Origin of the sequence: Novosphingobium sp. 9U (assembly GCF_902506425.1) — a bacterium.
Lineage (GTDB): Bacteria > Pseudomonadota > Alphaproteobacteria > Sphingomonadales > Sphingomonadaceae > Novosphingobium.
This window is the reverse complement of record NZ_LR732504.1, coordinates 53,069-74,072: the sequence shown is the minus strand read 5'-3', so window position 1 is coordinate 74,072 and position 21,004 is coordinate 53,069. Positions and strand designations below refer to the sequence as shown.

Genomic DNA, 21,004 nt, shown 5'->3' with positions numbered 1-21,004 from the left:
CGGTAATGGCCAAGCCCTTCCGCATCCAGGACATCGACGACACCCAGGCGCCGCTGCTCGACCACCTGATCGAGCTGCGCACCCGCCTGCTGCGCGCGCTGTTCGCATTCGGCATCGCCTTTGCGATCTGCTTCTATTTCGCCGACCATATCTTCGCCTTCCTGGTGCGCCCGCTGACCGAGGCGTTCCCGCCGGGGCAGGGCAAGCTTATCTACACCAAGCTCTACGAAGCGTTCTTCGTCGAGGTGAAGATCGCCATTTTTGCGGCGTTCTTCGTCAGCTTTCCGATCATCGCCAACCAGATATGGGCCTTCGTTGCGCCGGGACTCTACGCCAAGGAGAAGCGGGCTTTCCTGCCGTTCCTGATCGCCACTCCGGTGCTGTTCACGATGGGCGCGGCGTTGGCCTACTACGTGGTGATGCCGACCGCCTTCCACTTCTTCCTTGGGTTCGAAGGGCAGAAAGGCGGCTTGAAGCTGGAGGCGCTGCCGGGCACCGGCGACTACCTGGCGCTGGTCATGCAGTTCATCCTGGCATTTGGGATCAGCTTTCTGCTGCCGGTGTTGCTGATGCTGCTCAACCGCGCGGGCATCATCACGCGTGCCCAGACGGTCGGTGCGCGGCGCTATGCGGTGGTCGGGATCTTCATCGTCGCCGCGGTTGCCACCCCGCCCGACGTGATCTCGCAGCTGCTGCTGGCGGTGCCGCTCCTGATGCTGTTCGAAGGCACACTGATCCTGATGTGGTTCACCGAACGCAGCGACGCGCGCGAGAAGGCGCGCGAGGAAGCGTCGCAGTCCGCAGTGGCGGAATAGCCGTCAGAACAGGCGCGGCTGTCGCTCCGGCGGCGGCTTCGGTTCACCCGCCCAGCGTTCTTCCGTGCGATCCACGTGGAGAGTGAGGTCGGATGTCGTGCACAGGCGCAGTGCCTCGTCGGCGGAGCCATCGGTCCAGCGGCGCCAGTGCTCCGGTGCCAGGATGACCGGCATCCGGTCGTGCACGTCGCCCATCTGCGGACAGGCTTCGGTCATGACCATGCTGTAGGCGTCGCCCCACTCGGTCGTCGGACGCCACAAGCCGGCGACTGCGAAAGTGTCCATGGCATCGACGCGATACCAGGTGCGCGTCATGGCACCGCGCCGCCCTTCCGCCTCCGCCCAGGCCGTGACGGGAATCAGGCAGCGCCGGCTCTTGAAGCTGGGTAGCCAGAAGCCGGTGAGCAGCTTGTCCTCTCGCGCATTGGTCACCGGCTTGGGCTTGAGCGCCTGGCCTTGCCGTCCCCTGAGAGCGAGCGGGAAGCCCCAGGTCATGGTGCGCGCGCGACCCTCGGCAACGACGAGGCCGGCATAGCCAGGGTAGACCTCTTCGGCGAAGTTGGCGCCAGTCTCGGGCACCGCGTCAAACAGGTGGGCGATCTCCACCACGCCCTTGGTCATGCGATAAAGGTTGCACATCGTCTTGTTTCGAGCCGGCTCAGTGACCGCTGTTGTTGCGTGCAGGTACGGTGGGGACGGGTTGCCTGGACACCCCGCGCGCGGCGCTCCAGGCTTGCACTCCGCTGATCCAGGTTTCGAGCACCTTGGTCTGCCGCAGCGAGTCAGGAGTGGCCGTGGTCGGATCGCGGTCGATGAACAGGAAGTCGGCCTTCATCCCGGGCGCGATGCGGCCCAGGCGGTCCTCGGCGAACATGGCGTAGGCGGCTCCCGTGGTATAGCCGGCGAGTGCCTGGCTGAACGTCAGCCGCTCCTGCGGTTGCCAGCCGCCGGCGGGTTGCCCGTCCGCGCCTTGCCGGCTGACGGCGACGGCCAGGCCCACGAAAGGTGAGGGCGGCTCGACCGGTGTGTCCGAACCGAACGCCAGCCGCGCGCCAGCCGCTGAAACCGACTTCCAGGCATAGGCGCCCGCCAGTCGCTGCGGCCCCAGGCGCGCTTCGGCCATGAGGCGGTCACTCGCCTCGTGCTGCGGCTGCATCGATGCGATCGTGCCGTGCGCGGCGAAGCGGCCGATGTCGGCGGGGGCAAGCACTTGCGCATGTTCGATCCGCCAGCGCCGGTCGCCCTTGTAGGTGTCGGACAGCTGGTCGATGGTATCCAGCGCGGTCTCGTTGGCCTTGTCGCCGATGGCGTGGACGGCCACCTGGAAGTTGTCGATCGCGGCGCGGCTCATCAGATTGCCCAGCTGCGTCTCGCTCATGCGCGGCAGGCCGCTGGTCTCGGGTGCATCGGCATAAGGCGCCTTGAGCCAGGCCCCACGCGAGCCGAGCGCGCCGTCGAGGTAGAGCTTCACGCCCTGGATCTTCAGCCGGTCGCCATAGAGCCAGGCAGAAGGGCCCGAGCCGCCGATGAGCTCCATGTTGTCGACGCCCTTGGCGTAGGAGACGATGCGGATGCGCAGGTTGCCCGCGTCGCCTGCGCGGCGGTAAGCCTGCCAGTCCTGGATGGTCGTGCCCATGTCGGCGACGGCGGTGACGCCTTGCGCCAGGAACTCCAGCTGCGCTTCCCCGAACGCTGTATCCCTATCCGAAGGGCGCGGCGGCGGCACCTTGGCGCGTACCAGTTCCTGCGCGGCGTCGACCAGCACGCCGGCGGGCCGGCGCGATCCTGCCGTGCGCTCGATCCGCCCGCCCGCAGGGTCAGCCGTGGCATCGGTGACGCCGGCCGCAGCAAGAGCGGCGGAGTTGACCCAGGCGGCGTGGCCATCGACCCGGGTGAGGAACGCAGGCTTGCCGCCTGTGACGCGGTCGAGTTCGACGCTGGTGGGCATGCGGTCTGTAGCCCAGTTCGCCTGGTTCCAGCCGCCGCCTTCGATCCAGGCACGGTCGGGGTGCGCGGCCACATAGGCGCGGACCATGACCAGCGCCTCCTCCAGCGAGCGTGCGCCCGAGAGGTCGAGCGTCATCCTGGCAAAGCCGGTTTCCATCACGTGGACATGCGCGTCGATCAAGCCGGGCACGACCACGCGGCCCTTGCCGTCGACCTTGTAGGCGACACGCTTGGGGCGGCTCTCCTTGTCGCGATATGTGGCGGCGATGTTGCCGTTGCCGTCAATCAGCAGGCCAGTGAAGCGCTCGACGCCGCCTTTGCCATCAGGTGTTATGCCGACGACGTTGTCGACCAGTGTGCCAGTGGGGGGCGGGTCCTTGGCGAGGGCCGGTGCGGCGAGCACGAGCAGGGGGAGGGCAACAAGCTTCCAGCTACGCGACAAGATCTTTCGTCCTCTCATTTCGTCATCCCCGCGAAGGCGGGGATCCCGCTGCCTGCGTTCGGCTCAACGCTTGAAGAAAAGCTGGGTCCCCGCGTTCGCGGGGGCGACGGTGTTTTTCGTTCACGGGTAAGTCGGAAGCACGCCGAGCGGCTCAAGCCTTCCCCTTGCGCGGCAGGCGCTTGATGATGGCGCTGGTGTCCAAACGCCCGCCGCCCATCGCCTGCACGTCGGCGTAGAACTGGTTGATCAGCGCGGTCATCGGCAGCGAGACGCCGAGGCCACGCCCCTCGTCCATCGCCAGGCCGAGGTCCTTCCTCATCCAGTCAATGGCGAACCCGAAATCGAATTCGTCCGCGTTCATGCTCTTGAGCCGGTTGTCCATCTGCCAAGACTGGGCCGCGCCACCCGATATAGCCTCGTAGACGCGGTCCATGTCGAGGTGCGAGGCCTGGGCGAAGCGCACCGCCTCGGCCAGGCTGGCGACGATGCCGGCGATGCAGATCTGGTTGGCCATCTTCGCAGTCTGCCCCGCACCCGCCTTGCCGACATGGACGATCCGCTGCGAATACGCCTCCATGACCGGGCGCGCAGCTTCGATCGCGGACTTGCGGCCGCCACACATCAGGGTGAGCGTACCGTTCTCCGCGCCGATCTGCGATCCGGTCATCGGCGCATCGACGCAATGGACCTGCAAGTCGCGCGCCTCTACCGAGATCTGCCGCGCGATCCGGGCCGAGACAGTGGTATGGTCGATAAAGGTGCCGCCCTGCTGCAGCGTCTTAAACACGCCGCGCGGGCCCAGCACCACGTCGGCAAGGTCGTCGTCATTGCCCACGCAGGTGATCACCACGTCCGCGCCCTCAGCCGCATCGGCGGGGCTGGTGGCGACGCGCACGTCCAGGCTCGGGTTCGCCGCGTGCCAGGCGTCGATACGCTTGGGCGAGCGGTTGTAGATCGTCAGCGCGTGCCCGGCCTCACCGATATGGCGCGCGATCGCCCCGCCCATGACGCCGAGGCCGAGGAAGGAAACCTTTCGTGCATCGCTCATGGCGCGCATCTCTAGCGCATTCGCGGCGAAAGCAAATGGCGGTTTCGTGGCGAGGAAGTCTCGAAGAAGGGTTCGCGCAGAGGCGCAGAGGCGCAGAGAGGAAAAGGGAGCATCGCTCTTGCGGCGAAGCCGCCTTCTCCGACGACAGTAGTGCCTGCAGACACGTCGGAGCCTAAGAGGGCCTTCGGCCCAGCTCTCTCATTCTCTCTCCCTGCGCCTATGCGCCTCTGCGCGAACCACTTTCATCTTTCCTCCTCCTCCCCCTCCACGACCCCACGCAGGAAATCGACCGGGGCGCCACCTTCCCAACCCAACCCGTTTCCGGTACCGCGCCCCCATGGACCAGCAGCTCGAAATCATCGCCGCGCCGCCTGCACAGGCCGCGCTGACCGCCGAGGACGTACACGCCGCGGCGGCGCGAATTGCTGGCGCGGTGGTCCATACGCCGACGCTGCACAGCAAGACGCTGAGCCGGATCGTCGGCGCCGAAGTCTGGCTCAAGTTCGAGAACCTGCAGTTCACCGCCGCCTACAAGGAGCGCGGCGCGCTCAACAAGCTGCTGACCCTGCCACCCGAAGCCAAGACTCGCGGCGTCATCGCGGCCTCGGCCGGCAATCACGCGCAGGGCCTCGCCTATCACGCCGGGCGCCTTGGCATCCCCGTCACGATCGTGATGCCCAGGTCGACGCCGATCGTGAAGGTCCAGCAGACCCGCGGCCATGGGGCCGAAGTGGTGCTCGAAGGCCAGACCTTCGACGAGGCTTATGCCATCGCCCGCCGCATCGAAGGTGAGCGCGGACTGATCTTCGTGCATCCCTTCGATGATCGCGAGGTCATGGCCGGGCAGGGCACCGTCGCGCTGGAGATGCTGGCCGATGTGCCGGAACTCGACACGCTCGTGGTGCCGATCGGCGGTGGCGGGCTGATCTCCGGCTGCGCCGTCGCGGCCAAGAGCATCAAACCCGACATCCGCGTCGTCGGCGTCCAGTCGAACCAGTACCCCGCGATGTACCTGCTCAGCCGCAAAGAGGCAGTGGCCGGTGGCGGCGATACCATCGCCGAGGGCATCGCCGTCAAGGAACCGGGCCTGCTCACCCGTGCGGCGGTCGCGCTGCATGTCGACGAAGTTCGCGTGGTGTCCGAAACGCGCATCGAAGAGGCGATCTCCTTGCTGCTCGACATCGAGAAGACGGTGGTTGAGGGGGCGGGCGCCGTCGGCCTCGCCGCGCTGCTGCCGCTCAAGAATGGGGCGTTCCGGCCCGAGTTCGCCGGCCGCAAGATCGGCGTGATCCTGACGGGCGGCAACATCGACCCGCGCTTCCTGGCCAACGTGATCCTGCGCAACCTGGCGCGCTCGGGGCGTATCGGGCGGCTTGCCATCCTGCTGACCGACAAGGTCGGCGAGCTGGCGAAGATCGCCGAGATCTTCACCCGCAACGATGCCAACATCATCGAGGTGCAGCACCAGCGCATCTTCGGCGTGCTTTCGGCCAAGGGCAGCGAAGTGGAGATCGAATACGAGATCCGCGACAAGGACGCGGTCGAGGGTCTGCTGCACGATCTGGAAGCGGCGGGCTACACCTACGAGGTGATGACCATCTCGGGCCGCCGGCCCGGCCGCTCCCAGCGAAAGCTCTGAAGTTCATGGGATTTTTGCAAGCGGCTTGCGAAACCCCGCCCTGTCTCGCACGTTCAGCGAGGTGATGGATTTCAAGCAACGCTGCGCCGTCGTCACAGGCGGCAGTTCGGGGATCGGCAAGGCTTGCGCGCTTGCGCTCGGCCGCGCCGGTGTCCGGGTCGCGCTCACCTATCATTCGAGCGAAGCGGAGGCGCGCGAAGTCGTCGCCGCGATCGAGGAGGCGGGCGGCAAGGCAATCGCCTGCCAGGCCGACGTCGGCCGTGAGGAGGATGTCGAGGCGCTGTTCGCCGCGGCGGAGAAAGCGTTCGGCACCGTCAGCCTGCTGGTCAACTCGGCGGGGGTCAACATGGCCGATACCCCGATCGCCAAGATGGAACTGGCGCAATTCGATGGCGTGCTGCGGTCCGATCTCACCGGCCCGTTCCTCACCTGCCGTCGCTTCGTGCGCGGGCTCGAAGCAAGCCAGGAGGGTGATGGAAAGGGCCGCATCGTCAACGTCTCCTCGATCCACGAGCGTGCACCAAGACCCGGCGCCGTCGACTACGACAGCGCCAAGGGTGGTCTCGCGCAGCTGACCGCGACGCTGGCGCTCGAGCTGGCGCCGCAGGGCATCGCGGTGAACGGCGTGGCGCCGGGTATGATCCTGACGCCGATGAACCAGTCCGCCCTGGACGACGTGGAGGAGCGCAAGCGCAAGGAGGCGTCGATCCCCTGGCGTCGCGCCGGCACGGCCGAGGAAGTCGCCGATCTGGTGGTGTTCCTGCTCTCCGATACCGCCGACTACATCACCGGCACCACCGTCACCATCGACGGCGGACTCTCGCTGGTGACGGCGCAAGGGGCCTGAACGGCGGATGCGGGCGCTTCATGAAAGATGACGCCTACATCGACTCTTATTGGGACAACGCACGCCCGAAAGGTTCACCGCTGCACAGATTTTGCGTGGGGCTCGCGCGTTTTGTGGTTAAGACACTTTCAACGCGGCCGAGCGCTATGCATATCGGCTTCACGCACCATGCCAGGGTTCAAGAAGGAAGAGGCGCCACAGTGACGGCCCCCGTTCGGTTTCCACGTTTCTTTGTGACCAGCCCGGCACCGTGCCCGTATCTGCCGGGCCGCAGCGAGCGCAAGGTGTTCACCGAACTCAAGGGCCCGCACGCCGACTCGCTGAACGATGCGCTTGGCCGCATCGGTTTCCGCCGCAGCCAAACCGTCGCCTATCGCCCCTCGTGCCTCGACTGCCAGGCCTGCATCTCCGTGCGCGTCGCCGCGACCGAGTTCGCGCCGTCCTCGACGCAAAAGCGCAACCTGAAGCGCAACAGCGACCTGGTGGCGACGGTCTGCCGTCCCTGGTCCACCAGCGAGCAGTTCGAGCTGCTGCAGAAGTATTTGGGCGTGCGCCATCCCGAAGGCGGCATGACCAGCATGGACGAGGTCGACTTTGCCGACATGGTCGAGCACACGCCCGTCACCAGCTACGTCATCGAATACCGCGAGCCCTCGCTGGACGGCGTCACGCCCGGACGGCTGGTCGGCGCCTGCCTGACCGACAAGCAGTGCGACGGGCTGTCGATGATCTACAGCTTCTACGACCCCGAGCACGAGGCGCGCCAGGGTCTGGGCAACTACATCATCCTCGACCACATCCGCCGCGCGGCCGAGACCGGCCTTGCCTACGTGTACCTGGGCTACTGGGTCGAGGGATCGCCGCGGATGCAGTACAAGGTGCGCTACCGTCCTTTGGAGCGCCTCACCCGGGGTGGCTGGGAGCGCATGGCCGAAGCCGAACAGGACCGCCTGATCGCCGCCGCTGCCAGCACCCCGCGCGGGGCCGGTGGTGAGGGTTCGGGCAAGGACGGACTTGCGGTCAGCGGCGGGTGTGCGGTCGCGTAAACCGGACGCGTAGTCGCTGGGCTTCAACAAGCTCAGCTTGGGCGGTCAAGGATCAGCCGTCAGCCGCCTGCCTTCATCACTCTCAATACCGCCATTGCTGAGCTTGGCGAAGCACGCCGACTGACGCTGCGTTTCACAAGATCCTCCCCTGCAAGGGGAGGTGGCGCGCACGAAGTGCATGACGGAGGGGTGTCACCGCCGGCGTAGTGCTCGGACGAGAGAGTTACACCCCTCCACCACCTTCGGTGGTCCCACTCCCCTTGCAGGGGTGGATCTGCAGGGCGTCGAAGCTTGCCAGCCATCGACCCACCACAATCCTCGCCGCAAGACAAAGTGTTGCGCCACCCCGCAATCCTTGACGCCACGCACCGCCGGGTGTGGCACAAGGGCCTGACGCGCGGCACCGCGCGCGGTGGAGAGAGGATCATGGCAGGCACCAAGTCGCTGCGCTTGTCGGCGTATGCCGCCGTGCTGGTCGTGGCGATCGGGCTGGTGCAAGTGATCGCCAGCGTCTCGTTCTATCGGGCGATCGACGCGCGGACCTTGCGTGAGGACCATGCCCGGCGGGTGGCCGAACTGCTGGTGGTGAGCGAACGCGTGGCCCGGCTGCGCCCGGAGGCGCTTGCGCAAGTCATGACCTCGGGCCACCTGGAAGTGGCGCTCGCAGCCAAGCCCAGCGTCTCGCACGCAGGGCAGGATCCGGACTTGCGCGAGCTTGCGGCACAGATCGTCCGCTGGGAGCCATCGCTGGGCGACAATCCGCTCCAGCTTGCCATCGTGCGCGCTGAAAAGGGCCGGCGCGACTTCGTCGGCTCCATGCAGCTTGCGGACGGTCGCTGGCTGAACTTCGAATCGCGCGACATCTCGTCGATGTGGCCGATCGCGTTGCGGGCGACGTGGATGACGGTCATGACCGCGCTTGTTTGCCTCGCCCTGGCGCTGGTGGCCCTGCGCGTGCTCACCCATCCGCTGCGCCGCATGTCCGACGCCGCGCGCGCGATCGGCGGGGGTCGGCGCGTGGCGATCCGCGAAACCGGGCCGACCGACTTGCGCAACCTGGCCCATGCCATGAATGAGATGCAGGACCGCATTGCTCACCTGGTCGAGGACCAGGCGCGTTCGTTCGAGGCGATCGGCCACGATCTGCGCACCCCGCTTGCACGCCAGAAGATCGCAGCGGAGCTGGTCGAGGAGTCGGAACTCGGCGCACTGCTGCTGGAGAGCAATGCGGAGATGGAGGCACTGCTCGATTCGTTGCAGCAGTTCCTGCGTGCCCAGCATCTGCGGTCCGAGCCAGAGCCGGTGGACTTGTGCGAACTGCTGCGAGCTGTGGTGGCTCCGCTGGGCGATTGCGTGCAGTTGGACTGCGCGGAACCCGCAGTGACCGAAACCTATCGCGAGCCGGTGCAGCTCGCGCTCGCGGCTCTGATCGAGAACGCCTGCCGATACGGGCAAAGCGCCAAGGTGCAGGTACAGCAGGACCGGGGCGGGTGGCGCATCACCATCGCCGACGATGGTCCCGGCATCCCCGCTCACCACTTCGCAGATGTGTTGGAGCCGTTCTTCCGCCTGGATGAAGCTCGCGGGCGCACGACCAAGGGCTTTGGTCTCGGCATACCCATGGCCCATCGCCTGCTGGCCCGCTTCGGCGGAGCGCTGTCGTTCGCAAGCGGGACCGGCGGAGGACTGGTCGTCACCGTGCAGGTGCCGCACGCAATCTGACGTGCTGCGAGACCTGCCTGGCCGGTGATGTCCGTGCTTTGCCGCATTCCCCGCATTCGTTCAGGAACCGCACCTGCGCCAGGGCGTAGATGGTCTCATTGCCCATGTCGGCAACGGAGAACGAACATGAAGATCAAGTTGATGATCGCGGCCGGCTTGCTGGCCGTGATGGGTACCACCGCCACGGCGCAGGCACAGGACCATCGCCGGGATCGCGATCGCTATGAGCATCGCGACGAATACCGGGGCGATCGCGGCGGACGTCGATATGACAATGACAATCGGCGCGATCATCGAGACTGGAACCGTGGTGGCCGCCGTTACGAACAGAGCCGCTGGGACCGTCGCCACCGCACCCGCTGCCATACCGAGTGGCGTCACCACCGCCGCATCCGCGTCTGCCGCTGACGCTCGGCACTAAAGCAGCAACGAGAAGGGCGCCCGGATTGCTCCGGACGCCCCCTCGGTGAACTGACTGGCTCGGATTAGAGCGAGTAGTACATGTCGAATTCGACGGCCGACGGCGTGGTTTCCCAGCGCAGCACTTCGGGCCACTTCAGTTCGAGGTAGGCCTCGATCTGGTCGGTGGTGAACACGCCGCCTTCGAGCAGGAACGCATGATCGGCCTGGAGCGACTCCAGGGCTTCACGCAGCGAACCGCAGACGGTCGGCACTTCGGCCAGCTCGGCCGGGGGCAGATCGTACAGGTTCTTGTCCATGGCTTCGCCCGGGTGGATCTTGTTCTTGATCCCGTCGAGGCCGGCCATTAGCAGCGAAGCGTAGCACAGGTAGGGGTTGGCCATCGCGTCGGGGAAGCGGAACTCCACGCGCTTGGCCTTGGTGCCCGAACCGTAAGGGATGCGGCACGACGCCGAACGGTTGCGCGCCGAGTAGGCGAGCAGCACTGGCGCTTCGTAGCCCGGCACCAGGCGCTTGTAGCTGTTGGTGGTCGGGTTGGTGAAGGCGTTCAGCGCCTTGGCGTGCTTGATGACGCCGCCGATGAAGTACAGGCAGGTGTCCGACAGGCCGGCGTAGCCGTTGCCGGCGAAGGTGTTCTCGCCGCCGTTCCAGATCGAGATATGCGTGTGCATGCCCGATCCGTTGTCCTTCATGATCGGCTTGGGCATGAACGTCGCCGTCTTGCCATAGGCCTGCGCGACCATCATCACGACGTACTTGTAGATCTGCATGCGGTCCGCGGTGGTGACCAGCTTGCCGAAGGTGAGGCCGAGCTCATGCTGCGCGGCGGCCACTTCGTGGTGGTGCTTGTCGCAGGGCAGGCCCATCTCGATCATGGTCGAGACCATCTCGCCGCGGATGTCGGTGCAGGGATCGACCGGAGCGACCGGGAAGTAGCCGCCCTTGGCACGCGGGCGGTGGCCCAGGTTGCCGGTGTCGTATTCCTTGGCGGTGTTGGTCGGCAGCTCGATGTCGTCGATCTTGAAGCCGTTGCCGTCGTAGCCGTCGTAGAACTTCACGTCGTCGAACATGAAGAACTCGGCCTCGGGGCCGACGTAGACGGTGTCGCCGAAGCCGGCCGACTGCACGAACGATTCCGCGCGCTTGGCGGTCGAGCGCGGGTCGCGGGCATAGAGCTCACCGGTCGAAGGCTCGACGATGTCGCAGAACAGGATCAGCATCGGCGTGGCGCTGAACGGATCGACATAGACCGCGTCGAGGTCGGGCTTGAGGATCATGTCTGACTCGTTGATGGCCTTCCAGCCCTCGATCGAGGAGCCGTCGAACATCAGGCCGTCTTCCAGCTCATCCTCGCCGAGGACGCTGGAGACCATCGTCAGGTGCTGCCACTTGCCCTTGGGATCGGTGAAGCGAAGATCGACCCACTCGATCTCCTCGTCCTTGATCCGCTTCAGGACGTCCTTTGCGCTAGACATGGGTATGTATCTCCGAGTTACTCTTTGGAGTCCCGATCCTTGGGCCCGAAAGAAGCTTGGGGTTTGATGACATTTCCAGATCGCCGCCGGCCCCCGCGCCGGTGACGATCCGATTGGAGGCGCTCTTAAAGCGCCGCGTCGTCCCGCTCACCCGTACGGATGCGCACGGCGGTCTCGATCGGCACGACGAAGATCTTGCCGTCACCGATCCGGCCGGTTTGCGCGGCCTCGGCGATTGCCTCCACGGTGCGCTCGGCCAGGCTGTCGGGTACGACAACCTCCAGCTTCACCTTGGGCAGGAAGTCGACGACGTATTCGGCACCGCGGTACAGTTCGGTATGGCCCTTCTGGCGACCGAAGCCCTTGGCTTCCGTCACAGTGATGCCCGACACACCCACTTCGTGCAGAGCCTCCTTCACTTCGTCGAGCTTGAACGGCTTGATGATGGCTTCGATTTTTTTCACGCCTGCCAGTTTCCTTGCATTCGGCCGCGTCCATTCGTCCCCGCGACGAAGGTCGGCCCGATGCCTCGCGCGCGATCTCATCAAGAATCGTGCCAGGCCGGTGGGTCGGTCGTAGGCCGTTTGTGCAGGCGCGAAAAGAGCGGAAATGCTGGACTTGTTGCGTGAGCGCGGGACGGAATGCAGCAATGCTTCGTAGGGGAAGGTTAAGGCTGATCAATAATGAGGCAGGGCTGCCCGATTGTTGGGCAGGGCGACGCTGAGACTGTACCTTCCACTTCGTCATTCCCGCGAGGGCTTGGCTCCATCTCTTGCGCCCACGCCTTAGCGGCAGGATGACGGCGAGCACGTGGTGGCGACGCGAAGCGCATGAACGCGCCCTTGCGGCGATCGCTAGCCATGGAGATGAATCCCCGCCTTCACGAGAATGTTAAAACACGAGCAGGAGGAGAAGGCTAGAGCCGCAGCCCGGCAGTCTCGTCGAGCCCGGCCATCAGGTTCAGGTTCTGCACCGCCGCGCCACTCGCGCCCTTGCCCAGGTTGTCGAGCATGGCGACAAGCCGCGCCTGCGAACCATCGCGGGCGCCAAAAACCAGCAGTTCCAGCGTGTCGACCGGCGCCATCGAGCCGCGCAGCAGCAGTTCGGCCGGCTGGTCTTCGCGCACCTTGACGATCGGGCTGCCGCGATAGGCCTCGACCAGGCTGGCGCGCAGCACATCGGGCGCAGCGGCGAGCGACATCGCACTCAGCTGCAGCGGTACTTCGACCAGCATGCCGCGATGCGCCGGGACCACCGCGGGCGCGAACAGCGGCGCGTGGCTCAAGCCGACGTGGCGCTGCATCTCCGGCACATGCTTATGGCCAAGTCCCAAGCCGTAGGCCCTAAAGGCAATGTCGCGGTCGGCCTCGAACTGGCCGATCATCGCCTTGCCGCCGCCCGAGTAGCCGGAGACGGCATGGCATACGTAGGGCCAGTCCTTCGGCAGCAATCCGGCACCGACCAGCGGGGCGAGCAGGCCGATGAAGCCGGTCGGATAGCAGCCCGGATTGCTGACGCGGCGGGCCGAGGCTACGCTCTCACGCCCGATCACTTCGGGGAAGCCGTAGGTCCAACCGATTGCGGTACGGTGTGCGCTGGACGCGTCGATCACGCGCACCTTCTCGCTGCGGATCATCGCCACGGCATCCCGTGCCGCGTCGTCGGGCAGGCACAGGATCACGAAGTCGGCGTCATTCAGTGCTTCCGCGCGCGCCGCCGGATCCTTGCGCCGCGCCTCGTCGAGCGTGACCAAGGTGAACTCGGAGCGACCGGCCAGCCGATCGGCGATCTCGAGGCCAGTGGTGCCGGCGGCGCCGTCGATGAAGACGGTCGCGGTCATGCCAACGGCTCCAGCTGATCCTGCGCGACGTAGCCGACCAGGCCGTCGTTCTCCAGCTGGCCCCACGTCCAGGCGCCCGCGATGTCGAGCACTTCGAACAGCGCGCCGGCGGGAAGCTGCGCGATCACCTCCGCACCCGGGCGGCCCTGCACGCGCAGTTCGGCGCCCGGCTTGATCCGGTGCGGCATCGGCACGGCATAGTGCGGCACGAAGCAGCGACCGGCGAGCTTGATGTGCGCCAGGTCACCGCGGACCGGCAGGTGCCCCGGTTCGGCTGCGAGGCTCGGCCCGCTGAGCGCAAGGAGCCGCTCGGCGACGTCCGGACGCGTGGGGGAAAGCTCGAGCGGCAACTGACAGGTGACTCCGAAGTTGGATGGGCGCGCTTAGACGGGTCGGTGGATGGGTGCAAGTTTGGGGGTGGACAGGGGAGGATCCGGGCTTAGCCATATCGCCCCTGCAACATGCGCCAGGCCGCGCGCAGGCCCAGCGCGTCGCCGCCCTTGGGCCGCCCCGGCTTGGCGGCCGGGCGCCAGGCGAAGGTGTCGAAGTGCGCCCAGTCCATGCCCTTGGGCACGAACCGGTCGAGGAACAACGCCGCCGTGCTCGCGCCGGCAAAGCCGCTGGAGCCGGCATTGTTGATGTCGGCCACGTCGGACTTCAGGAACTCGCGGTAGCCGTCGAACAGTGGCAGGCGCCAGCACGGATCGTCGACCGACTCGCCGGACTCGATCAGCTCGCGGGCGGTCTCGTCGCGACGGGTGAACAGCGCGGGCAGGTCGGGGCCGACCGCGACGCGCGCGGCGCCCGTGAGGGTGGCGAAGTCGATCACCAGTTCGGGCTCCTTCTCGCCCGCGCGGGTGAGGGCATCGCCCAGGATCAACCTTCCTTCCGCGTCGGTGTTGCCGATCTCGACGCTTATCCCCGCGCGCGAGCGCAGCACGTCGCCCGGACGAAAGGCATTGCCGGCAATCGCGTTCTCGACCGCCGGCACCAGCAAGTGAAGCCGCACCGGCAGCTGCGCATCCATGATCAGCTGCGCCAGGGCCAGCGCATGCGCGGCGCCGCCCATGTCCTTCTTCATCAGCAGCATGCCCGAGGGCGGCTTGATGTCGAGCCCGCCCGAATCGAAGCACACGCCCTTGCCGACCACGGCGACGCGCGGGTGCTCGGGATTGCCCCACTCCAGCTCGATCAGCCGCGGCGCGTGGCTGCGCGCTGCGGCCCGACCGACCGCATGGATCATCGGGTATTCCTGCTCCAGCACATCGCCGCGCGTGACCTGCAGCTGTGCGCCGAAGCGCTTCGCCAGCGTATCGGCGTGCTCTTCCAGCTGGGCGGGGCCCATGTCCTCGGCCGGCGTATTGACCAGATCGCGCACCAGTGCGGTCGCCTCGGCCTCGGCGAGCACGGCGGGGATCGCCTTGGGCTCGCCCGTCAGCAGCACGCGCATACCTTCGCTAGACGGTTCGGAGAGATAGCGCTCGAAGCGATACTGGCCGGTGACCCAGCCGAGCAGTGCCGCCCCGGGCTCGCCCGCGGCCAGGCGGTAGGTTCCGGCGGGCAGGCTCTGCGCCAGCTTGGCCAGGCACCAGGTCGACAGCTTGCCGGCATCTGCCACGCCTGCGGCCACCGCCCAGCCATCGCCATCGGGCATGACCGCGTGAGTGGAGCTTTCCGCCTTGAACTTCTGGCCCTCCAGCGCAGCGCGCTGCGGAACCGGGCGAGCCTTGAGGAATTGCTCCAGTCCATCCTTGTCGACGAGATGGATGGCTACGGCAGGCTGGCCACGGTCAGGCTGGATCGGGGAGTCTTTGTCGGTCATATCCTCGTCCTAGACCCCGCCGAGCCGCGAGCGCGAGAGGAAAAGCATGGAGCGTATCATCCTGGCCGCAGCGATCGCCCTCCTGGCCGCAGGGTGCGATGCCAGGACGCCGCCTGCGCCCGAAGGTCAGCCGAGCCAGGCTCCGGCGCCGGTCGCCCAGCCCCACCCCCAGCCCACGCCGCAGCCGCTGGCGCAATTGCCTGCCGGCCGCACCGAGAAGGTCACGAACGACCTCTACGAGTTCGAGTATGCCTACCCGCCCAAGGCAGCGGCCATTCCAGGGCTGAAGACTCTGCTCGACAAGCGGCTGGCGACATCACGCGCGGAACTGGAGAAGAGCTCCAAGAGCGACCAGGTCGAGGCGAACAAGAACGGCTACCCGTATCGGGCGCATAGCTCGGGCGCGAAGTGGGCAATAGTGGCCGACCTGCCGCGCTGGCTCTCGCTCTCGGCCGAGATGTACGAGTACAGCGGCGGCGCGCACGGCATGACCTTCTTCGACGCACTGCTGTGGGACCGCGAGCAGAACCTGGCGCGCACCGCGGGGGACCTGTTCATCAGCAAGGCCGCGCTCAGCGCCGCGATCCGCGAGCCGTTCTGCGCTGCGCTCGACAAGGAGCGCGTCAAGCGGCGCGGTGAGCCGGTCAACCGCCAGAGCGGGGACGAGTTCGACGCGTGCATCGACCCGGCCGAGCATGCGGTGATCCTGGGGTCGAGCAACGGCAAGACCTTCGACCGCATCGGCATCCTGGTGGAGCCTTATGCAGCCGGGGCGTATGCGGAAGGGACCTTCGACATCACGCTGCCGGTGACCGAGCGCATCATCGGGTCGGTGAAACCGGCGTACAAGGACGAGTTTTCGGTGAGGTAAAGTCCTCCCCAAGATGGGGAGGACAGGCGGGCCCTCGCAATCTCGCGCAAATCCGCTATATCCCGCGCATGACCGAATACCAGACGATCGACGCCGCCGACACGCCCCTGCGTGATGGGACCATCAAGCTCCACGGCCCCGCTGCGTTCGAGGGCATGCGCCGCGCCGGCCGGCTCGCCGCCGAGATTCTCGACGACATCGCGCCGATGGTGCAGCCCGGTGTCACGACGGCCGCCATCGACGACAAGGTGCGCGAACTCACGCTCGCAGGCGGGGCGGTGCCCGCGACGCTGGGCTATCGCGGCTACCAGCATTCCAGCTGCGTCTCGATCAACCACGTGGTGTGCCACGGCATTCCGTCGGAAAAGACGCTGAAAGACGGCGACATCGTCAACATCGACGTCACTCCGCTGCTTGATGGCTGGCATGGCGATTCGAGCCGCATGTACTTGGTCGGCGATGTCTCGCTGAAGGCGCGCCGGCTGGTCGACGTGACCTACGAGTGCCTGATGATCGGCATCGACAAGGCCAAGCCCGGCGCCCGCCTGGGCGACATTGGCGCTGCGATCCAAAGCTATGCCGAGCAGAACCGCTACGGCGTCGTGCGCGAGTTCTGCGGCCATGGCGTCGGCCGGCTTTTCCACGATGCGCCTGAAGTGGTCCACGCGGCGCGCGCGGGCACCGGGCCGGAGCTGAAGCCCGGCATGTTCTTCACGATCGAGCCGATGATCAACCTGGGCAAGCCGCCGGTGAAGCTGCTGGCCGACGGCTGGACGGCGGTGACGCGCGACAAGTCGCTTTCCGCGCAGTTCGAGCACTCGATCGGCATCACCGAGGACGGTTGCGAGATCTTCACGACCAGCCCCAAGGGCCTGCACAAGCCGCCGTATAGTTGATTTTCTCTCGATCCTCCCCTGCAAGGCGAGGTGGCGCGCACGAAGTGCGTGACGGAGGGGTGTCGCGGCGGGCGTTGTGCGCGGCCGAGAGGGTTACACCCCTCCACCACCTTCGGTGGTCCCCCTCCCCTTGCAGGGGAGGATCGCAGCGCCACTCACCGCCAATATCGCTCCTGCGCACGCAACCGCGCGTGACCTGACTGCCGAGCCGTGACAGCCTCCCTGTCGAGCAAGAGGAGGACACCCATGGCCACCATCGCAAGCGACCTGAGCGGCGGCATCCCGATCGAGCGCGAGTACGTCCTAGTCGACCGGCCCGAACCTGGCGTACGCGATGCGGTGAACGTCTGGATCGAGGAGCAGACCGGCGCCTTCGCGCTGCGCCTGGGCGTCGAGGCGGTGGCCGAAGGGTGGGACCGTCATGAGCTTTGGCTCGACGTCGCGTTCCCCGATGGCCGCCTCTACCAGCGTCGCATCGCCGCCGACACGCTGCCGGCGATCGGGCCGGAAGGTCTGCCGACGATCCGCGGCACCGGGCCGATGACCTTCCGCTGCGTCGAGCCGTTCCGCCTGTGGACCGCCGCTTTCGAGGGCGAGGCCGACGCGCTCACCACGCAGACGCTGATCGACACTCCAATCCCTGACGAGAGCCAGCTGCTGCAGTCGGACATCGGCATCGACCTCGCCATGACGATGGCAGCCGTGCCGTGGATACCCGGCTCGCTGCTGCCCGAGGCCGCCGAAGCGCTCGGCGGCGAACAGGGCGACTTCATGAGCCCGCGCTACGAGCAGCTGTTCCGCTGCGAAGGGTCCTTGCGCATCGACGGCGAGGAGCATGCCTTCCGCGGCAATGGCCTGCGGATCCGCCGCACTGGCTTTCGCGCGTTCTCGGGCTTTGCCGGGCATTGCTGGCAATCGGCGATCTTCCCGAGCGGCAAGGGCTTCGGCTTCAACGTCTACCCGCCGCGCGAGGATGGCCAGCCCAGCTACGCCGAGGGCTTCATCCTCGACGAGAGCGGTACGCGCATTCCGGCGCGGCCGGTCGAGGTGCCTTGGCTACGGCAGTTGGTCACGCGCGGCGAGAGTGTGCCGTTCGTGCTCGAGACGGTGGACGGCCGGCGGGTCGAAGTGGCGGGCGAGACTTTCGTCAACGTGCGCTCGAGGGGACACGCGGTGCTGCCGCCCGACTTCCCGATCGTGCAGCAGGCGCACGCGCGCTATGTGTGGGATGGCGAAGAAACGGTGGGCATGATCGAGCGGTCGAGCAAGCCAAGCGTGATCAAGCTTTGATGTTGGTGTAAGCCGCGGCTAAGCCTGTCTTGAGCTACGCCGAGGGGCCCGCCGACGCCGCCGCGATTTACGTCCTCAAACCCCAGGATCGCGCCGGCGGTCGCCGCCTCGGGCGGCCTCCAGAGCCAGACGACGGCCGGTGACCAGCGTCTGGATTACGAACAGCGTCATCAGGATCGCGCCGATCGCGCCGACGAAGATGTCGAAGCCGGAAATTGCGCCGAACAGCCCCGGCCCCGCGCCGAGCACCATCATCGCCACCGTCAACCCGATCAGCAGGAAGCGCAGTTCGGTCGGCCCGGCGGCGAGGTACGAAAGCTTGAACTCACCCAAGACGCGGGCGGACAAATAGGCATGGATCGACAGTAGCAGGTAGCCGACGAGCGCCACCATGACGACGTCCATGGTCACGTAAGGGGTGGTCCCGATGCCCCAGACGATCAGCGCGGTGGTCAGGCCGTCGCAGCTGTGGTCGATGAAGTAGCCGTAACTCGGCCGCTCGATCTTGCGCCAGCGCGCCAGGCTACCGTCCATGGAATCGCCGAACCACTGGATAACGTAGCCCGCGATCGCGAGCCACAACCAGTTCTCCGACAGGTTGCTGGCCGCGTAACCTGAGAAGGTGAGGATCGCGCCGATCACGCCCAGCGCCGTCAGGAAATCGGGCGTGACCCAAGCCGGCATGCGGGCGCAAAGCCAGTTGAGCAGGCGCCGCTCGTGACGCGCCAGGATGTTCTCCTGGATACGCACGGTCTTGAGTTCAGCGGGCGGAACGCTCTGCAGCACGGGGCGATCGGCGGGCTTCGCGGCGAGCGGATCTCCGGTCTCTTTGGGCGAGTGGGTGACGGAGTCGAGCATAAGCGGCCGCTATGCAGGACCTTGGCACACTATGACAGTTCTGTTTCATCTGTTGCGCCGGGAGGAGGCGAAAGCGGGCCGTGGCGGGTCTCAAGCGGCGCGGTGGCTGGTTCTTGTTGCTAATTGCGGCTTCGACGCTGTGGTCAGAACGTGATCGCGGCCTCGCCAATGGCGTCCCACACCTGGCCGAGTTGCTCGGGCGTTATGCAATAAGGCGGCATGACGTAGACGGTGTTGCCCAGCGGGCGCAGCAGCACGTCCCGCTCGCGGAAGAAGGCCATGAGCCGCGGCGCAAGCGTGTCGAGGTAGCCGCCGTTGTTCTCGGTCTTGAGCTCTAGCGCCGCGATCGTTCCGAGCTGGCGCGGGTTATCGAAATGGCAGTAGCGCCCCAGCGCCTCCAACCGCTCCGCCTGCATCGCAGCCAAGGCAGCGATGCGGTCGAGCACCGGCTCCTCGCGCCAGATGGCGAGGTTGGCATTGGCCGCGGCGCAGGCGATCGGGTTGGCGGTGTAGCTCGAGGAGTGGAAGAACATGCGCGCGCGGTCTGTCGACCAGTGGGCCTGGAACACCGCTTCGCTCGCCATGGTGACCGCCAGCGGTACCGCGCCGCCGGTCAGGCCCTTGGAGAGGCACAGGATGTCAGGGACCACGCCGGCCTGCTCGCAGGCGAGTAGAGTGCCGGTGCGACCCCATCCGGTCATCACCTCGTCGGCGATGAACAGCACGCCATGGCCAGCGCAGATGTCGCGCATCTGCGCGAGGATCTGCGGCGGGTAGATCAGCATGCCGCCCGAGCCGAGGATCAGCGGTTCGACGATCAGCGCGGCCGCATCGCCTGCGCGGCACACGGTGTCCAGCGCATCCAGAGTTGCCTGCTCGGCCCCGGCGGCGGGGAACGGGATGCGCGCGACATCGAACAGCAGCGGCTCGTACGTGCGGTTGAACACGCCTCGCGCGCCCACCGACATCGCGCCGATGGTGTCGCCGTGATAGGAGTGGTCCATGACCACGATCCTGTGGCGCGCCTCACCCCGCGCCGCCCAGTAACCGAGCGCCATCTTCAGCGCGACCTCGACGCTCGTGGAACCCGAGTCGGAGAAGAACACCCGCGTCAGGCTCTCGGGCATTAACGCGACGAGCCCGGCGGCGAGCTGTTCGGCGGGCTCGTGCGTCCAGCCTGCGAAGATCAGCTGGTCGAGGTGCTGCGTCTGCTCGGCGATCGCGGCCATGATGCGCGGGTGGCAGTGCCCGTGCGTGGTGACCCACCAGGACGAGATCGCGTCGATCACCGCACGGCTGTCCCGCGTGTGCAGCAGTGCACCTTGCGCGGCCTGGACGAGCGGGATTGGCTCCTGCAGGCCGTGTTGAGTGAAGGGATGCCAGATCGGCGAACTCATACGGCGAAATCCTGCAGCGAGAAGTTCGCGGCAAATGCGCTCTCCAGCGACGCCGCATCGAGGTGGTCCAGCCTGGGCAGGCGACCCAGGCGCTTGATCCGGCCCATCGCCGCGATCGTCTCCTCGCTGTCCGGGTTGGCATCGCCGACGAAGGCTATGCCGAGCAGCGGCACCTGGCGTGCGCGCAAGGCCTCCATGCTGAGCAGGCTGTGGTTGATGGTCCCCAGCTCGGTACGGGCGACCAGCACCACCGGATGGCCCCAGCGCGCGAAAAGGTCCGCAAAGGTGGTGCTGCGGTCGACTGGCACCAGCGCCCCGCCGGCGCCCTCCACGACCAGCGGGCCGGCCAGGGAGGGAGGTGTGAGCGCGTCGAGGTCGATGGTGACGCCGTCGATCTCGGCAGCGCGGTGGGGCGAGCAGGGCGTGGCCAGGCAGTAGGCGTTGGGCAGAACACGCTCGCGCTGCACCCCTGATAGGCGAGCCACGGCGTCGGCGTCGCCGGTGCCGTCCGCCTCGAGGCCGGCCTGGATCGGCTTCCAGTAATGCGCCTGCAACGCGCCGGTGAGGGCGGCGGCGAAGACGGTCTTGCCAATGCCGGTATCGGTGCCGGTGACGACGATGGTGCTCAT

At 66.8% G+C, this 21,004-nt stretch carries 20 protein-coding genes; 9 read left to right on the top strand and 11 right to left on the bottom strand.

What is annotated here, in order from left to right:
* Positions 1-5 precede the first annotated feature (5 nt).
* Complete coding sequence (gene tatC, locus GV044_RS17010) at positions 6-815, top strand: twin-arginine translocase subunit TatC (RefSeq protein WP_159873075.1); 810 nt, start codon at positions 6-8, stop codon at positions 813-815.
* Between the two features lie 3 nt (positions 816-818).
* On the opposite strand, the gene GV044_RS17005 is transcribed toward tatC, so the two are convergent.
* The 3 genes from GV044_RS17005 to GV044_RS16995 form a co-directional block, all read right to left on the bottom strand.
* Positions 819-1,454 (bottom strand): SOS response-associated peptidase, encoded by a 636-nt coding sequence (locus tag GV044_RS17005; protein ID WP_159873073.1) that lies wholly within the window; start codon positions 1,452-1,454, stop codon positions 819-821.
* 19 nt (positions 1,455-1,473) lie between these two features.
* Positions 1,474-3,222 carry an amidohydrolase gene (locus tag GV044_RS17000; RefSeq protein ID WP_159873071.1) on the bottom strand — a complete coding sequence of 583 codons (1,749 nt, stop codon included), beginning with the start codon at positions 3,220-3,222 and terminating at the stop codon, positions 1,474-1,476.
* Positions 3,223-3,355: 133 nt separating this feature from the next.
* Positions 3,356-4,252: an NAD(P)-dependent oxidoreductase gene (locus tag GV044_RS16995; protein ID WP_159873069.1), complete on the bottom strand. Its 897-nt coding sequence runs from the start codon at positions 4,250-4,252 to the stop codon at positions 3,356-3,358.
* Between the two features lie 337 nt (positions 4,253-4,589).
* Here GV044_RS16995 and GV044_RS16990 point away from each other — a divergent pair, with 337 nt between their 5' ends.
* The 5 genes from GV044_RS16990 to GV044_RS16970 all read left to right on the top strand — a co-directional run bounded on the left by GV044_RS16990 (position 4,590) and on the right by GV044_RS16970 (position 9,914).
* Positions 4,590-5,891, top strand: coding sequence for a threonine ammonia-lyase (locus tag GV044_RS16990; protein WP_159873067.1), 1,302 nt, complete (start codon positions 4,590-4,592; stop codon positions 5,889-5,891).
* Between the two features lie 64 nt (positions 5,892-5,955).
* A complete protein-coding gene (locus tag GV044_RS16985; protein WP_159873065.1) occupies positions 5,956-6,738 on the top strand; it encodes an SDR family NAD(P)-dependent oxidoreductase in 783 nt (260 codons plus the stop codon).
* Between the two features lie 200 nt (positions 6,739-6,938).
* Positions 6,939-7,784, top strand: coding sequence for an arginyltransferase (locus GV044_RS16980; RefSeq protein WP_159873063.1), 846 nt, complete (start codon positions 6,939-6,941; stop codon positions 7,782-7,784).
* 336 nt (positions 7,785-8,120) lie between these two features.
* The gene (locus GV044_RS16975; RefSeq protein WP_236555051.1) at positions 8,121-9,506 is read left to right on the top strand and encodes a HAMP domain-containing sensor histidine kinase; all 1,386 of its coding nucleotides are present in this window, start codon (positions 8,121-8,123) and stop codon (positions 9,504-9,506) included.
* A 126-nt stretch (positions 9,507-9,632) separates the two neighbouring features.
* Positions 9,633-9,914: a hypothetical protein gene (locus GV044_RS16970; protein WP_159873061.1), complete on the top strand. Its 282-nt coding sequence runs from the start codon at positions 9,633-9,635 to the stop codon at positions 9,912-9,914.
* A gap of 77 nt (positions 9,915-9,991) precedes the next feature.
* Here GV044_RS16970 and glnA read toward each other — a convergent pair whose 3' ends face one another.
* From glnA to GV044_RS16945, 5 genes are all read right to left on the bottom strand, one after another.
* Positions 9,992-11,401: a type I glutamate--ammonia ligase gene (glnA, locus tag GV044_RS16965; protein ID WP_159873059.1), complete on the bottom strand. Its 1,410-nt coding sequence runs from the start codon at positions 11,399-11,401 to the stop codon at positions 9,992-9,994.
* A 125-nt stretch (positions 11,402-11,526) separates the two neighbouring features.
* On the bottom strand, positions 11,527-11,865 hold the full coding sequence (locus tag GV044_RS16960; RefSeq protein WP_159873057.1) for a P-II family nitrogen regulator: 339 nt from the start codon (positions 11,863-11,865) through the stop codon (positions 11,527-11,529).
* Between the two features lie 452 nt (positions 11,866-12,317).
* On the bottom strand, positions 12,318-13,241 hold the full coding sequence (argC, locus tag GV044_RS16955; RefSeq protein ID WP_159873055.1) for an N-acetyl-gamma-glutamyl-phosphate reductase: 924 nt from the start codon (positions 13,239-13,241) through the stop codon (positions 12,318-12,320).
* Positions 13,238-13,591 carry an SH3 domain-containing protein gene (locus tag GV044_RS21925; RefSeq protein ID WP_201299144.1) on the bottom strand — a complete coding sequence of 118 codons (354 nt, stop codon included), beginning with the start codon at positions 13,589-13,591 and terminating at the stop codon, positions 13,238-13,240. The genes argC and GV044_RS21925 overlap by 4 nt, the downstream gene beginning before the upstream one ends.
* A gap of 89 nt (positions 13,592-13,680) precedes the next feature.
* A complete protein-coding gene (locus tag GV044_RS16945; protein WP_159873053.1) occupies positions 13,681-15,063 on the bottom strand; it encodes a M17 family metallopeptidase in 1,383 nt (460 codons plus the stop codon).
* Positions 15,064-15,109: 46 nt separating this feature from the next.
* Here GV044_RS16945 and GV044_RS16940 point away from each other — a divergent pair, with 46 nt between their 5' ends.
* The 3 genes from GV044_RS16940 (at position 15,110) to GV044_RS16930 (ending at position 18,120) form a co-directional block, all read left to right on the top strand.
* Positions 15,110-15,934 (top strand): DUF4163 domain-containing protein, encoded by an 825-nt coding sequence (locus GV044_RS16940; protein ID WP_159873051.1) that lies wholly within the window; start codon positions 15,110-15,112, stop codon positions 15,932-15,934.
* 68 nt (positions 15,935-16,002) lie between these two features.
* Entirely contained in the window at positions 16,003-16,830 is an 828-nt protein-coding gene (map, locus tag GV044_RS16935) for a type I methionyl aminopeptidase (RefSeq protein ID WP_159873049.1), read from the top strand.
* Positions 16,831-17,076: 246 nt separating this feature from the next.
* Complete coding sequence (locus GV044_RS16930) at positions 17,077-18,120, top strand: hypothetical protein (RefSeq protein ID WP_159873047.1); 1,044 nt, start codon at positions 17,077-17,079, stop codon at positions 18,118-18,120.
* A gap of 75 nt (positions 18,121-18,195) precedes the next feature.
* Here GV044_RS16930 and GV044_RS16925 read toward each other — a convergent pair whose 3' ends face one another.
* The 3 genes from GV044_RS16925 to bioD form a co-directional block, all read right to left on the bottom strand.
* Positions 18,196-18,804 carry a CDP-alcohol phosphatidyltransferase family protein gene (locus GV044_RS16925; protein WP_159873753.1) on the bottom strand — a complete coding sequence of 203 codons (609 nt, stop codon included), beginning with the start codon at positions 18,802-18,804 and terminating at the stop codon, positions 18,196-18,198.
* Between the two features lie 317 nt (positions 18,805-19,121).
* Positions 19,122-20,375, bottom strand: coding sequence for an adenosylmethionine--8-amino-7-oxononanoate transaminase (locus tag GV044_RS16920; RefSeq protein ID WP_159873045.1), 1,254 nt, complete (start codon positions 20,373-20,375; stop codon positions 19,122-19,124).
* Entirely contained in the window at positions 20,372-21,004 is a 633-nt protein-coding gene (bioD, locus tag GV044_RS16915) for a dethiobiotin synthase (RefSeq protein ID WP_159873043.1), read from the bottom strand. The genes GV044_RS16920 and bioD overlap by 4 nt, the downstream gene beginning before the upstream one ends.

Bases quoted from the DNA above. Each gene is read 5' to 3' on its own strand.
- tatC (WP_159873075.1), top strand. From the start codon at position 6: ATGGCCAAGCCCTTCCGCATCCAGGACATCGACGACACCCAGGCGCCG.
- GV044_RS17005 (WP_159873073.1), bottom strand. From the start codon at position 1,454: ATGTGCAACCTTTATCGCATGACCAAGGGCGTGGTGGAGATCGCCCAC.
- GV044_RS17000 (WP_159873071.1), bottom strand. From the start codon at position 3,222: ATGAGAGGACGAAAGATCTTGTCGCGTAGCTGGAAGCTTGTTGCCCTC.
- GV044_RS16995 (WP_159873069.1), bottom strand. From the start codon at position 4,252: ATGAGCGATGCACGAAAGGTTTCCTTCCTCGGCCTCGGCGTCATGGGC.
- GV044_RS16990 (WP_159873067.1), top strand. From the start codon at position 4,590: ATGGACCAGCAGCTCGAAATCATCGCCGCGCCGCCTGCACAGGCCGCG.
- GV044_RS16985 (WP_159873065.1), top strand. From the start codon at position 5,956: ATGGATTTCAAGCAACGCTGCGCCGTCGTCACAGGCGGCAGTTCGGGG.
- GV044_RS16970 (WP_159873061.1), top strand. From the start codon at position 9,633: ATGAAGATCAAGTTGATGATCGCGGCCGGCTTGCTGGCCGTGATGGGT.
- glnA (WP_159873059.1), bottom strand. From the start codon at position 11,401: ATGTCTAGCGCAAAGGACGTCCTGAAGCGGATCAAGGACGAGGAGATC.
- argC (WP_159873055.1), bottom strand. From the start codon at position 13,241: ATGACCGCGACCGTCTTCATCGACGGCGCCGCCGGCACCACTGGCCTC.
- GV044_RS16945 (WP_159873053.1), bottom strand. From the start codon at position 15,063: ATGACCGACAAAGACTCCCCGATCCAGCCTGACCGTGGCCAGCCTGCC.
- GV044_RS16940 (WP_159873051.1), top strand. From the start codon at position 15,110: ATGGAGCGTATCATCCTGGCCGCAGCGATCGCCCTCCTGGCCGCAGGG.
- map (WP_159873049.1), top strand. From the start codon at position 16,003: ATGACCGAATACCAGACGATCGACGCCGCCGACACGCCCCTGCGTGAT.
- GV044_RS16930 (WP_159873047.1), top strand. From the start codon at position 17,077: ATGGCCACCATCGCAAGCGACCTGAGCGGCGGCATCCCGATCGAGCGC.
- GV044_RS16925 (WP_159873753.1), bottom strand. From the start codon at position 18,804: ATGCCGGCTTGGGTCACGCCCGATTTCCTGACGGCGCTGGGCGTGATC.
- GV044_RS16920 (WP_159873045.1), bottom strand. From the start codon at position 20,375: ATGAGTTCGCCGATCTGGCATCCCTTCACTCAACACGGCCTGCAGGAG.
- bioD (WP_159873043.1), bottom strand. From the start codon at position 21,004: ATGAGCACCATCGTCGTCACCGGCACCGATACCGGCATTGGCAAGACC.